Raw genomic sequence first — 13,282 nt, forward strand, 5'->3', positions numbered from 1 at the left:
CGCGCCGGGTGCGCCGGGGGCCGCCGGTGAGGCGGGTGCGGCCGGGTCGGCCGGGGCGCCGGACGGGGCCGGGGCGCCGGGGACGGGGGTCAGGGCCACCGCCGGGGCGGGTACGGCCGGCGCGGTGGCCGTCACCGTCGCCGTGGCCGTCGCGGTCACCGTGGGGGCCGGGGCGGCGGAGGACAACGGCCGCCACTCCGTGGCGCAACTGCTCGCCGTGGCGACGAACAGGGAGACCATCGAGAGGGTGGCTGCCAAGCGGGTCGGGCGCATGCGCTGCTCCTCGGGCGGAGTGGGTCACGTCCCTCCACTACCTCCCGGGCGGCCCCGACCGGCCACCCCAGGCACGGCATTGTCAGCGCCTGGGGGGAACGGATTGCCCTGGATGGTTGATCGGCCGCTCTCGTCGGCGGCACGGCCGGGGCGTCGTGCGGGGGTGGGCGCCGGGCTGCGGCGCGGCCCCCGGTTCGGCCCGGTCAGCTCGCGGCGGCGCTGTCGTCGTCGGCGCTGTCGTCCTCGGGGTCGGCGGTACTGATGTCGGCGGTACCGAGGTCGCCGGTGGGGTGGGTGCCGGTGGGGTGGGTACCGGTGGCGTGCGGGTCGGGGTGCGGGCCGTCGGGCCGGTGGGGTCCGTCCGGTGTGGCGGGCGTCCCCGGTGCCTCGGAGGTCTCCGGCAACGCCGACACGTCATGCACCGGGGCGGTCGGCGTGTTCGGTGCGGACCAGACGGTCTGGTCGCCGCCGCGCCAGCCGACCAGCTCCGGGTCGGTCAGATCGGGGTCCTCGACGCCGGCCCGCCGGATGAACTCGGCCACATCGGCGGCGTCGAAGGCCTTGCCGACCGTCCGCCCGTAGATCTCCACCCGCCGGTACGGCCGGGCGCCCCGGGTGGGTGGGCGCACCACGACCGGCGGGGTGAAGATGTCCCCGCTGCTGCTGCGCTGAGTCTCGCCCATGCATCAAGTGTCACTCGCCTCCGGCGGGACGGGCGCGGCGTGGGCCGGGAGGGTGATCCCCGGACCTGCGGACCCGCGGACCTGCGGACCTGCGACCCGACGGCCCGGAGTGTGCCGGGAGCCGGGCCGGGCGGGCCGGGCGGGGAGGGGACGGGAGGGGGCGGGAGGGGGCGGCGGCCGGGGTACTCAGTCGCGCAGGAACTCCGGTGCGCGGCCACGGAGGGCGTCGACCAGGTCGGCCGGGGCCGTGGCCGGACTGCCCGCCTGGTACGGGGGCTCGGGGGCGTACTCGGTGAGGAGCTGGATGGCCTGCGCGGTCCGGTCACCGGCGATCCGGCCGGCCAGCAGGAGTGCGAGGTCGATCCCGGCGGAGACCCCGGCCGCGGTGGCGTACTTCCCGTCGATCACGACCCGGTCGCTGGAGGGGAACGCGCCGTGGGCGGGGAGCTGGTCCGCCGCCAGCCAGTGGCAGGCGGCCCGGCGGCCCTTGAGCAGTCCGGCGCCCGCCAGCAGGAGCGAGCCGGTGCAGACCGAGGTGGACCAGGTGGTCCCGGCGTCGACGGCCCTGATCCAGTCGAGCAGCGGTCGGTCGTCCATCCGGGCGGCCTGGCCGGGGCCGCCGGGGACGAGCAGCAGATCGGGTGCGGTGACCTCGTCGATCGAGGCGTCGGCCACCAGGGAGAGGAAGCCCGTGTCGGCCCGTACCGGTCCGCGCCGGGCCGCCGTGAGGACGACCTCCGCGCCCGGCAGACGGGAGAGGATCTCGTAGGGGCCGACGGCGTCGAGGGCGGTGAACCGGTCGAAGAGCAGAATCGCGATTTGCATATGCGTAACCATTCATGGAGTGGTGAACGATGTGCGATGGCGTCGATGCTTGCGTAGTCGTGAATGATTTTTGTTGGGTGAATGATTGGCGGCCCGCTGACATTCACCATCCAGTGAATATTTGCGCCGCCCGAAATGAAGGGCAGGCGCGCTGGCCGGCCACGCCGGATCCCGGCGTGTGCCACATGCCGGCGCGTGGCGCATCCCCGCGCGTGCTACATCCCTGCGTGCCGCGCCCTCAGCCGATGGCGGCGGCCGGCAGCGGTGACGGAGGCCGGAAACGGCGTCGGTACTCCGAAGGGGGGATGCCCAGCCCCCGGACGAAGGCGCGGCGCATCGCCTCGGTGGAGCCGTAACCCGCGGTCCGGCCGATCTCCTCGACGCCTTGCCCGGTCTCCTCCAGCAGCCGCCGGGCGGTCTCCAGCCGGATGCCGTCGACGTACCGTCCGGGCGGCACCCCGACCTCCGCGGCGAACGCCCGGGCGAACTGGCGCGGTGAAAGCGTGGCGCGCTCGGCGAGCGCGGTGACCGACAGGTCGGCGGACGGGTTCTCGCCGATCCACCGCTGGACCTCGCGCAGGGGATGCCGTTCCGCGAGCTGGCCGGCCAGGTGCGTACTGAACTGCGCCTGCCCGCCCGGCCGTCGGAGGTACATCACCAGGTGCCGGGCGATGGCCAGCGCCGCGCTCCGGCCGAGGTCCTCCTCGACCAGGGCCAGGGCCAGGTCGATACCGGCGGTGACGCCCGCCGAGGTGGAGATCCGCCCGTCCCGCACGAAGATCGGCTCCGGGTCGAGCCGGACCGCCGGGAAGCGCCGGGCGAAGGTCTCGCAGTACGCCCAGTGCGTGGTGGCGCGGTGGCCGTCCAGCAGTCCGGCCTCGGCGAGCAGGAACGCGCCCGTGCAGACCGACACCACGCGCTCGGCCCCGGCGGCCAGTTCGGCGATCCGCGCGACGAGCGCGGGGTCGGCGGGACCGCGGGTGCCGCGGCCGCCGGGTACCAGGAGGGTGTGCGGCGTGGCGGCCAGGTCCAGGTCCTCGTCCGGCACCAGCGTGAGGCCGCTGGAGCAGCGGACCGGCCCGCCGCCGGGGCTTGCCGTACGGATTCGGTAGGCGTTCCGCCCGGGCACCGCGCCTCGGGACCGGGCCGAACTCAGTACCTCGAGCGGGCCGGTCACGTCGAGGCTCTGGACCTCGTCGAAGAGGACGATCAGGACGTCACAGGTGGACATGGCGCCAGCGTGTCAGCGGGGGCGGATGGCAGCAAGGTCGTCCTTCCCACCTTTCCTGCCATCCCCTCCTGCCAGTCCCTCCTGCCATCCGCTCGGGGCTCTCGGGGCTCTCTGGCGCTGAACGCGCCGAAACGCCGATCCGCCTCCCCGTCGGGGACGGGGAGGCGGATCGGCGGAGCAGGGCCGGCCGGCTTCGGGCGGCTACCGCTGCGGGTGCTACCGGTCAGTGCTGCCAGACGCGGACGTAGTCGACCTGCATATCCGCCGGGGCCAGGTTGTTGCCGGCGGTGGCGGACTCGACGCCGTTGTTCAGGATCAGGTACTGCGGCGCGCTGGTGATGCCGGTAGTGATCTGACCGACCTTCACACCGTCGTAGTAGTACGTGACCGAACCCGGTGCCCACTCGGCGCCGTAGGTGTGCCAGCCGGTGAAGTTGCCCGGGGCGCAGGAGCCGGGGCCGCCGGACGGCGAGTGGAAGTGGTAGCAGGCGCTGCCGCCGAGGCCCTCCATGACGTCCATCTCACCGTCGGTCGGCCAGTTCTGGCCGTCGGTCCAGAAGGCGGGCCAGTTGGCGATCTTCGAGCCGGTCGGCGGCAGGTAGATCCGGGACTCGAAGGCGCCGTAGGTGAACTGGGCCTTGCCGTTGCTCTGCACCATGCCGGAGCGGAACGGGTAGGTCTTGCCGTTGACCGTGGTGGACTGCTGGGTCGCCGTCAGGTGCAGGCTGCCGCCGCTGACGGTGGCCTGGGACGGCGCGTACGCGGCCGCCTCGGAGCTGTTGACCGGCGGGGTGGTGCAGGTCGGGCAGCCGAGCCAGTTGGGGGTCCACTTGGCCGAGTCGACGGCCGAGCCGTTGAACTCGTCGGCGAACACCGGGCGCCAGCTGCCCGCGATGCCCGCCGGGCCGCCGGTGGAGGCCGGGGTGGTCGCCGGGGTCGAGGCCGTGGCGGACCCGGACGGGGTGGCCGCCGGGCTGGTGAACGGGCTGCTCGGCGCAGTGGTGGGGCTGGTCGACGGCGTGACCGTGGGGGTGGCGGTCGGTGCCGGCGTCGTGGTGGGCGCCTGCGTCGGGGCCTTGGTCGGGCTCGCCGTCTGCGTCGCGGTGGGGGTCTGCGTCGCGGTGGGAGTCGGCTTGGGCGTCGCGGACGCGGTCGCTGCCGGGGTGGTCGCTGCCGGGGTGGTCGCCGCCGGGGTGCTCGGCGCCGGCGTGGTCGGCTTGGCGGTCGCGGTGGGCGAAGGCTGCGGCGTCGGGGTGGGCGTCGGCGTCACCGCGGCGCCGGTCGAGGTGAAGGCGGCGGTGGGCGTGAGGTTGTGCCAGGTGTTGTTGGCCTTGTACGCCACGAAGTAGGTGTACGAGCCCGCCGGGAAGGTGCGCGCCTGCGGCTGGAAGGTCTGCTGGGTGCCCGACAGGGTCGTCGGGATCGCGCCCCGGAAGTCGTAGTTGGCGCCGTTGGCGTCGCGCACGGCGATGGTCAGCGACTGGACCGGGAGGCTCTTCGCGGAGTGCAGCTTGGCGGTGGCGGTGACCTGGGCGGTGCTGCCCGGGGCGGCCGGCGTGATGCTGAGCGAGTCGACGACGACCGGCTCGGCCGCGGTGCGGCTCGGGGCGGCCCACGCCGCGCCTCCGGCGCCGACGGCGGCCACGGCGAGGCCGATGGCGAGGAGACGTCGCCGGGCGCCCGGCGCCGTGCGGCGGTGCTTGGAATGTCTGGGCATGCTGTGGGGGAGCCTTTCGTTTCCCCCCTCGGACAGGACCGGCCCGTACTCCGGCAGGGGAGTCGTCGGGCCCGTTCCGTCGAGGAGCCTGCGGGACACCGCCGTCGCCGCGCAAGCTCGGTCCGTACCGCGGGCGAGATCATCCGACCGCCGACTGGGTCGCCTACGTACGGAAAACCGCTGGTGGGTGAGGGTGGGCGCGGGTGGGGGAGGGGTGGGCCGGGCGGGTCTGTGACATCAGCCACAGGTGGCGTCGGTCTCAAGGGAGTTGGCCCCGGACGGACGCCCGATGGCCTGCTGGAGGGACTGCAGGACGGACTGCAGGTCGGACTGCAGGTCGGGTCGGCGGACGGACTGCCGCCCCGGTGCCGTCGCGGTGTCTCCGGCCCGGCCGGCGGGCGTCCGGAACGCCGCCGTGCCCTGCCGCCCGCACGGGGTCGACAGGGCACGGACGGCGCCGGCCGCGGGCGCGTACGGGCCGCAGGTGAGGCCGGGGCCGGGCGCCGGGATCAGGCGCCGGCCTTCTCCAGGCCGGGCCCGCCCGGCTGTGCCGGTACCTCCACCGCATCGGCGCCGCCCCCACGGTGGCCGTGGCCGCCGCCGGTGCCGTCGTCGGTGCCGTGCCCGCCTGCGCCGTCGTGGCCGGTGTCGACGAGCGTGGTCTCGTCGAACGGCAGGCGTCCGGCGAGCACCTCGCGGAGCCGGTCGTGGTCGAGCTCCTTGGTCCAGTGGCCGATCAGGACGGTGGCGACGGCGTTGCCCGCGAAGTTGGTGAGCGCGCGGGCCTCCGACATGAAGCGGTCGATGCCGACGATCAGCCCGACGCCGTCCACCAGTTCGGGCCGGTGGGACTGCAGCCCGCCGGCCAGGGTGGCGAGGCCCGCGCCGGTGACGCCGGCCGCGCCCTTGCTGGCGATCACCATGAAGAGCAGCAGGGAGAGCTGCTGGCCGAGCGGCATCGGCTTGTCGAGCGCCTCGGAGATGAAGATCGACGCCATCGTGAGGTAGATCGCCGTGCCGTCCAGGTTGAAGCTGTAGCCGGTCGGGACGGTGATGCCGACCACCGGCCGGCTCACGCCGACGTGCTCCATCTTGGCGATCAGGCGCGGCAGTGCGCTCTCCGAGGAGGAGGTGGAGAGGATCAGCAGGAACTCGCGGCCGAGGTAGCGCAGCAGGGCGAACACGTTGACGCCCGCGACCAGCCGCAGCAGCAGTCCGAGCACCACCACCACGAAGATCACGCAGGTGGTGTAGAACCCGATCATGATCATCGCGAGGCTCTTCAGGGCCGCCGTCCCGGTCGCGCCGACCACCGCGGCCATCGCGCCGAAGGCGCCGACCGGGGCCAGCCACATGATCATCGACATGATCCGGAACACCAGCCGCTGAAGGTGCTCGACCCCGCGCAGCACCGGTGCGCCCGCCGGGCCCATGGCCTGCAGGGCGAACCCGGCCAGCAGGGCGACCAGCAGGGTCTGCAGCACCTTGCCCTCGGTGAGCGCCGAGAACACCGTGGTCGGGATGATCCCGAGCAGGAAGTCCGCGGTGCCGGTGGCGGCGCCGGTGGCCGCCTGGGCGTGGCCGGACTTGGCGAGGGCGGCGGTCAGGTGCAGGCCGGATCCCGGGTCGATCAGGTTGCCCACCAGCAGGCCGATGCCGAGCGCCGCGGTCGACATCAGCAGGAAGTAGCCGAGCGCCAGGCCGCCGACCCGGCCGACCTTGGCGGCCTTGGTCACCGAGCCGACACCGAGCACGATGGTGCAGAAGATCACCGGGCTGATCATCATCTTGATCAGGTTGACGAAGCCGGTGCCGACCGGCTTGAGCTCGACCGCCGCGTCGGGCGCGGCCAGCCCGAGCACCACGCCGCCGACCACGGCGGCGATCACCGCGAGGTAGAGGTAGTGGGTGCGGTCGGATCTTCCGGTCCGGACGGCTCGGCCGGGCCCGGCGGTCCGGTCGCTCCGGTCTGTTCCTGAGGTCGTCATCCTGCGGCTCCTTCGCCCTGCGGGTCCTGCGGTTCCTGGCGGCCCGGGTGGAGGGCCGATCCGACTATGGGCGCCGGGGTGACGGCCGTCACGTTTGCGTTCATAGAGTTCACACCGCTGCACCCCTTGCCCGCGGCGGGCGGCAGGGCAGACTGTCCGGCATGACCCCGCACCCCGCCCGCCCGCCGCGCCGCCGTACGCGCAGCCTGGCCGGACGGCTGTTCCTGGTGCAGGTGGTGATCGTGGCGGGGGTGGTGGCCGGGGGCGCGGTGCTGGCCTACCTGTTCACGGCGGACCGGGCCGAACAGGCCGCGCTCGGCCGGGTCCGGGCCGTGGCCGTCAGCGTCGCGGACGCCCCGACGGTCCGCGAGGCCGCCGCCGCCCCCGACCCCTCGGCCGTCCTCCAGCCGTACGCGGAGCAGGTCCGCCGGGAGACCGGGGTGGACTTCGTGACCGTGATGGACACCAGCGGCATCCGCTGGGCGCACCGCGACCCGGCGCAGATCGGCCGCCCGTTCCTCGGCCACATCGACCGGGCGCTGGCGGGGGAGGTCTTCCCGGAGACGTACACCGGCACGCTCGGCCCCTCGGTGCGGGTGGTGGCACCCGTCCTCGACGATCAGCGGCACGTGGTGGCCCTGGTCAGTGCGGGCATCACGGTCGACGCGATCAGTGACCAGCTGCGCGGGCCGGTGCTCGCGCTGGCCGGCGTCGCCCTGGCCGCGCTCGCGCTCGGCGCCGCCGGTACCGCGCTGGTCACCGTCCGGCTGCGCCGCCACACGCACGGGATGGGCGCGGCCGAACTCAGCCACCTGTACGACTACCACCAGGCCACCCTGCACTCGGTCCGCGAGGGGCTGGTCCTGCTGGACACCGCGCACCGGGTGCTGCTCTGCAACGACGCCGCCCGCGAACTGCTCGGCCTCACCGACGGGGTGGCCGGGTCCGCGGTGGACACCCTCGGCCTGCCCGACTCGCTCACCCGCGCCCTGCTGGCCCCGGCCCCGGTCCGCGACGAGGTGCACCTCACCGCCGAACGGGTGGTACTGCTCAACACCTCGGCCGTCGGCCCGGGCCTGGGCACCGTGGTGACCCTCCGGGACCACACCGAACTCCAGGGCCTCACCGGGGAACTGGACTCGGTCCGGGGCTTCGCGGAGGCGCTCGGCGCGCAGGCGCACGAGGCAGCCAACCGGCTGCACGCCGTGGTCTCGCTGATCGAACTCGGCCGCCACCGCGAGGCGGTGGAGTTCGCCACCGCCGAACTCGCCCTCGCCCAGCGGCTCACCGACCGCGTGGTGGCCGCCCTCGGCGAGCCCGTGCTGGCCGCCCTGCTGCTCGGCAAGGCCGCCCAGGCCGCCGAACGCGGCGTGGAACTCACCCTCACCGAGGACAGCCGGATCGACGACGGCGTGCTGCCCGCCGCCCTCGCCCCGCGCGACCTGGTCACCCTGCTCGGCAACCTGATCGACAACGCGGTGGACGCCGCCATCGAGAACGCCGCCCGCCGCGCCGGCCCGCCCGAGGTCACCGTCACCGCCCTCGCCCGCGACGGCGAACTGCTGCTCCGGGTCGCCGACACCGGCGCGGGCATCGACCCGGACGCCGCCGAGGAGGTGTTCCGCCGGGGCTGGACCACCAAGCAGCACGGCCGGGGCCTCGGCCTGGCATTGGTCGCCCAGACCGCCCGCCGCAACGGCGGCACCGTCGAACTCGGCCGCGAACGCGGCGCGGTGCTCACCGTACGACTCCCCTTGAGCCGGGAACCGGTCGGATGATCTCCGTCCTGGTGGTCGAGGACGACCCGGTCGCCGCCGCCGCGCACACCCTCTACGTCGGCCGCACCCCGGGCTTCCGGGTCGCCGACACCGTGCACAGCTGCGCGGACGCGCTGCGCCGGCTCGACCGGGCGCGGACCGAGGGGACGCCGGTCGACCTGATGCTGCTCGACCTCTACCTGCCGGACGGTCACGGCCTGCGGCTGTGCCGGACGCTACGGGCGGCCGGCCACCCCACCGACGTCATCGCGGTCACCTCGGCGCGCGACCTGACGATGGTCCGGCAGGCGGTGTCGGCGGGCGTGGTCCAGTACCTGCTCAAGCCGTTCGGCGCGGCCGCGCTCACCGACCGGCTCGAGAGCTACGCGCGCTACCGCGACAGCCTCGGCCGGGCCGGCGAGGCCACCGGCCAGGACGAGGTCGACCAGGCCTTCGCCCTGCTGCGCACGCCCGAGCGGGCCGCGCTCCCCAAGGGGCTCAGCGCGCCCACCCTGGAGGCCGTCGCCGGGGTGCTGCGGGAGTCCGCCACCGGCCTGTCGGCGGCGGCCGCGGGGGCCGCCGCCGGGGTGTCCCGGATCACCGCGCGGCGCTACCTGGAGCACCTGGTGGAGACCGGGTTCGCGGTCCGGGAGCCGCAGTACGGGCAGGTCGGCCGCCCGGAGCTGTGCTACCGGCAGCGCGGTACGGGCCCGACGGCCGGACGGGCCTAGGTCCAAGCGGCCGGCCGGCCGGGCAGCGGCCGGTGCTCGTTGGCCGGACCGTGACCGGACGGGCCTTGCCGGGGGCGCGGGTCGGCGGGAAGATAGTTAGCTAGCGGAAGCTAACTATCTGGGATGGGGAGAGTCGGATGCGTACCGTGCCGGACGGCGACACGCGCTACAGGTGGATCGCGCTGTCCAACACCACGCTGGGCACGCTGGTGGCGACGATCAACAGCTCGATCGTGCTGATCTCACTCCCGGCGATCTTCAACGGCATCGGCCTCAACCCGCTGGAGCCCGGCAACGTCAGCTACCTGCTCTGGATGCTGATGGGCTACATGCTGGTAACCGCCGTCCTGGTGGTCACCCTCGGCCGGCTCGGCGACATCTACGGCCGGGTCCGGATCTACAACGCCGGCTTCCTGATCTTCACCCTGACCTCGGTCGCCCTGTCGCTCGACCCGATGTCCGGCGGCGGGGGAGCACTCTGGCTGATCGGCTGGCGGGTGGCCCAGGCGGTCGGCGGCTCGATGCTGATGGCCAACAGCGCGGCGATCATCACCGACGCCTTCCCCGCCCACCGGCGCGGTACCGCGCTCGGCGTCAACATCGTGGCGGCCATCGCCGGTTCGTTCATCGGCCTGGTGCTCGGCGGCGTGCTGGCCGAGTGGAACTGGCGCTCCATCTTCTGGGTCAACGTGCCGATCGGCCTGCTCGGCACCCTGTGGGCGTACCGCTCGCTGCGCGACACCGGCGTGCGGCGCCCGGCCCGGATCGACTGGTGGGGGAACCTGACCTTCGCCGTCGGCCTGACCGCCCTGCTCGCCGGGATCACCTACGGCATCCAGCCGTACGGCGGCCACACCATGGGCTGGAGCAACCCGTGGGTGCTGGCCGGACTGATCGGCGGCACGGCCGTGCTGGCGCTGTTCTGCCTGATCGAGCGCCGGGTGGCCGACCCGATGTTCCCGCTGAGGCTGTTCCGCGACGCCGCGTTCAGCAGCGGCAACGCGGCCACCCTGCTGGGATCGATCGCCCGCGGCGGACTCCAGTTCATGCTGATCATCTGGCTGCAGGGCATCTGGCTCCCGCTGCACGGCTACCAGTACGAGTCCACGCCGCTGTGGGCCGGCATCTACATGGTCCCGCTGACGGTCGGGTTCCTGATCGCCGGCCCGGTCGCCGGGCACCTGTCGGACAAGTACGGCGCCCGGCTGTTCGCGGCGGGCGGCCTGGTGGTGATGGCGCTCTCGTTCGCCGGACTGCTGCTCCTGCCGACCGACTTCGGCTACCCCTGGTTCGCCTTCCTGATCCTGCTGAACGGCCTCGGTGGTGGCCTGTTCGCGGCCCCGAACACCTCGCTGATCATGTCCAGCGTGCCGGCCGACGCGCGCGGCGCCGCCTCCGGCATGCGCGCCACCTTCCAGAACGCCGGCATGGTGCTGTCGATCGGCATCTTCTTCTCGCTGATGGTGGCCGGCCTGGCCGGCTCGCTCCCCGAGGGGCTGAACAACGGGCTGACCGCCCAGGGCGTCCCGGCCCCGGCCGCCCACACGATCGCCGGACTCCCGCCGGTGGGCACCCTGTTCGCCGCCTTCCTCGGCTACAACCCGGTCCGCGAACTGCTCGGCCCCGACCTGCTCGGCTCGCTGCCGCCCGGCAACGCGCAGACCCTCACCGGCCGCGAGTTCTTCCCGCAGCTGATCGCCGGCCCCTTCCACGACGGCCTGGTGGTGGTCTTCTGGTTCGCCATCGGGCTGTCGCTGCTCGGCGCGCTCGCCTCGCTGGTCAAGGACCGGCCGGCGGGCCGGGCCGGGGCGGCGGGTACCGTGAAGGCGGCGGACGGCCCGGCCCAGGCGGCGGCGGGCACCACCCGGCGAGACTGAGGAGCACCCGCGGCCCATGGCGACCGACCCGAACCTGCCCGCGGCCGACCCGAACCTGTCCGCAGCCGATCTGGCCCGGCTGCGCCTCGCGGTCTCCCGGCTGCACCGGCAGATGGTGCAGGCGTCGAGCCGGCTCGACCTCACCTTCGCCCAGCTCTCCGCGCTCGCCCGGATCGAGGCGCACGCCCCGATCAGGCTGGTCGACCTGGCGGGCCGCGAGCGGGTCGCGGCCCCGTCCATGATCCGCACGCTGGCGCCGCTGCACGCCGACGGCCTGATCGCCAAGGAGCCGGACCCGCAGGACCGCCGCTCCGCGCTGATCACCCTCACCGCGCACGGCCGGGAGACCATCGACCGGATCCGGGAGGAGCGGGCCCAACTGCTCGCCGAACGGGTCCGGGCGCTCGGCCCCGACCGGCGCGAGGCCCTGTTGGCCGCACTGCCGGTCCTGGAGCTGCTGGCCGAGGAACCGGTCGACCCCGCGGGGCCCGAACCGGGCCGGAGCTGACGCCCGTTCATCCCTTCGGGGGAGGGTTTTTCGGCCAACTCGGGATGGTCCGCGAACGGACCTTCGTGTGCGGACCGGATCTGGGCTACGGTGAAATGGTTGCCTTGCGAAACCGATTCACCCCACCGGACCGAGGTGCCGCCATGCAGGTGATCATCGATCAGGACCGCTGCTGCGGATCCGGCCAGTGCGTACTGACCGCCCCCGCCGTCTTCGACCAGGGCGAGGACGACGGGCTCGTCCGGCTGTTGGAGGAACGCCCGGCGGCCACCCTCACCGCCGACGTCCGCCTCGCGGCCGCGCTCTGCCCCGGCAACGCCATCACCGTGCACGGCGACGCCGGCTGACCCGGGCCCGACCCCGATCCCCGGACCGGCCGGACTCCACCCTGTTGGAAGGAGCACAGCCGCATGACCACCGACGCACCCTCCATCACCGAGAGCACCACCGTCACCGCCACCACCGCCTCCACCACCGCCGCTCCCGACGCCCTCGCCGTTCCGGCCGCCCAGGCACGCTGCCCGTTCGACCCGCCGCCCGCCTACCAGGAGGCCCACCTGGTCTCCCCGGTCACCCGGGTCACGCTCTGGGACGACACACCCTGCTGGCTGCTGACGGGCTACCAGCAGTCCCGGGCGGTCCTCGCCGACCGGCGCTTCAGCGCCGACGCCCGCAAGCCCGGCTTCCCGTTCCTCTTCCCCGGCCGGCGCGACCTGGTCATCCGCAGCACCCCCACCTTCCTGCGCCTGGACGACCCCGAGCACGCCCGCCAGCGCCGCATGCTCACCGGCGACTTCATCATCAAGCGGGTGGAGGCGCTGCGCCCGCAGATCCAGCAGATCGTCGACGAGGCGCTCGACCGCATGATCGCCAAGGGTGGGCCCGCCGACCTGGTGGCGGAGTTCGCCCTGCCGGTGCCCTCGCTGGTCATCTGCCTGCTGCTCGGCGTCCCCTACGCCGACCACGAGTTCTTCCAGGCCAACAGCCGGGTCCTGCTGGACACCGGGGCGGACACCGAGCAGGTCGCGGCGGCGCAGGATGCCCTGACGTCGTACCTGGCCGACCTCGCCGACCGCAAGCGGCGCGAGCCCGACGACGGCGTGCTCAGCCGGCTGGTCGCCCGCGACGAGCTGACCCACGCCGAGGCCGCCGCCATGGGCCTGCTGCTGCTCGTCGCCGGACACGAGACCACCGCCAACATGACCGCGCTCGGCACCCTGGCACTCCTGCAGAACCCGCAGCAGTTGGAACTGCTCCGGGCCGAGCCGGAGTTGATGAAGGGCGCGGTCGAGGAACTGCTGCGCTACCTGACCATCGTGCACCTGGGCATCCCCAGGGTGGCGGTGGAGGACGTCGACCTGGACGGCACCCTGATCCGGGCGGGCGAGGGGGTGCTGGCCATGCCGTCCACCGCCAACCGGGACCCGGAGCTGTTCGACGGCGGTGACGAGCTGGACGTCACCCGGGATGCCCGGCGCCACCTCGCGTTCGGCTTCGGGATCCACCAGTGCCTCGGGCAGCCGCTGGCCCGCGCCGAACTCCAGATCGCGCTCGGGACGCTGCTGCGGCGGCTGCCCGGCCTGCGGCTGGCGGTGCCGTTCGAGGAGGTCGAGACCCGGGCCGACTCGGTGGTCCGCGGCCTGCGGACCCTGCCGGTGACCTGGTGACCTGGTGACCTATCCGCCCGGCCCG

Annotated in this window: 12 protein-coding genes; 6 read left to right on the forward strand and 6 right to left on the reverse strand. The window is 73.9% G+C overall.

The genetic code is table 11. The features are described from left to right. The 6 genes from AB0D08_RS05685 to AB0D08_RS05710 form a co-directional block, all read right to left on the reverse strand. Positions 1-273: hypothetical protein (locus tag AB0D08_RS05685; RefSeq protein WP_359886322.1), on the reverse strand; the 273-nt coding region annotated here is incomplete at its 3' end. 203 nt (positions 274-476) lie between these two features. Then, positions 477-956: a hypothetical protein gene (locus AB0D08_RS05690; protein ID WP_359886323.1), complete on the reverse strand. Its 480-nt coding sequence runs from the start codon at positions 954-956 to the stop codon at positions 477-479. Between the two features lie 186 nt (positions 957-1,142). Further along, positions 1,143-1,781, reverse strand: coding sequence for a DJ-1/PfpI family protein (locus tag AB0D08_RS05695; RefSeq protein WP_359886325.1), 639 nt, complete (start codon positions 1,779-1,781; stop codon positions 1,143-1,145). Positions 1,782-2,019: 238 nt separating this feature from the next. Beyond that, positions 2,020-3,012: a GlxA family transcriptional regulator gene (locus AB0D08_RS05700; RefSeq protein ID WP_359886326.1), complete on the reverse strand. Its 993-nt coding sequence runs from the start codon at positions 3,010-3,012 to the stop codon at positions 2,020-2,022. A gap of 223 nt (positions 3,013-3,235) precedes the next feature. After that, positions 3,236-4,729, reverse strand: coding sequence for a glycoside hydrolase family 16 protein (locus tag AB0D08_RS05705; protein WP_033820630.1), 1,494 nt, complete (start codon positions 4,727-4,729; stop codon positions 3,236-3,238). A 509-nt stretch (positions 4,730-5,238) separates the two neighbouring features. After that, positions 5,239-6,717, reverse strand: a complete 1,479-nt coding sequence (locus tag AB0D08_RS05710) for a cation:dicarboxylase symporter family transporter (RefSeq protein WP_359886327.1) — start codon at positions 6,715-6,717, stop codon at positions 5,239-5,241. Between the two features lie 161 nt (positions 6,718-6,878). Here AB0D08_RS05710 and AB0D08_RS05715 point away from each other — a divergent pair, with 161 nt between their 5' ends. From AB0D08_RS05715 to AB0D08_RS05740, 6 genes are all read left to right on the forward strand, one after another. After that, a complete protein-coding gene (locus AB0D08_RS05715; RefSeq protein WP_033818842.1) occupies positions 6,879-8,495 on the forward strand; it encodes a sensor histidine kinase in 1,617 nt (538 codons plus the stop codon). Beyond that, entirely contained in the window at positions 8,492-9,205 is a 714-nt protein-coding gene (locus tag AB0D08_RS05720; RefSeq protein WP_033818841.1) for a response regulator, read from the forward strand. The genes AB0D08_RS05715 and AB0D08_RS05720 overlap by 4 nt, the downstream gene beginning before the upstream one ends. Positions 9,206-9,342: 137 nt before the next feature. Further along, a complete protein-coding gene (locus AB0D08_RS05725; protein WP_051811939.1) occupies positions 9,343-11,082 on the forward strand; it encodes an MFS transporter in 1,740 nt (579 codons plus the stop codon). 16 nt (positions 11,083-11,098) lie between these two features. Beyond that, entirely contained in the window at positions 11,099-11,590 is a 492-nt protein-coding gene (locus tag AB0D08_RS05730; protein WP_051811938.1) for a MarR family transcriptional regulator, read from the forward strand. A gap of 143 nt (positions 11,591-11,733) precedes the next feature. Further along, entirely contained in the window at positions 11,734-11,937 is a 204-nt protein-coding gene (locus AB0D08_RS05735) for a ferredoxin (protein ID WP_033818840.1), read from the forward strand. 63 nt (positions 11,938-12,000) lie between these two features. Continuing rightward, complete coding sequence (locus AB0D08_RS05740) at positions 12,001-13,257, forward strand: cytochrome P450 (RefSeq protein WP_051811937.1); 1,257 nt, start codon at positions 12,001-12,003, stop codon at positions 13,255-13,257. Positions 13,258-13,282 lie beyond the last annotated feature (25 nt).

Origin of the sequence: Kitasatospora sp. NPDC048540, from assembly GCF_040651175.1 — a bacterium.
In the GTDB taxonomy this organism is placed as follows: Bacteria; Actinomycetota; Actinomycetes; order Streptomycetales; family Streptomycetaceae; genus Kitasatospora.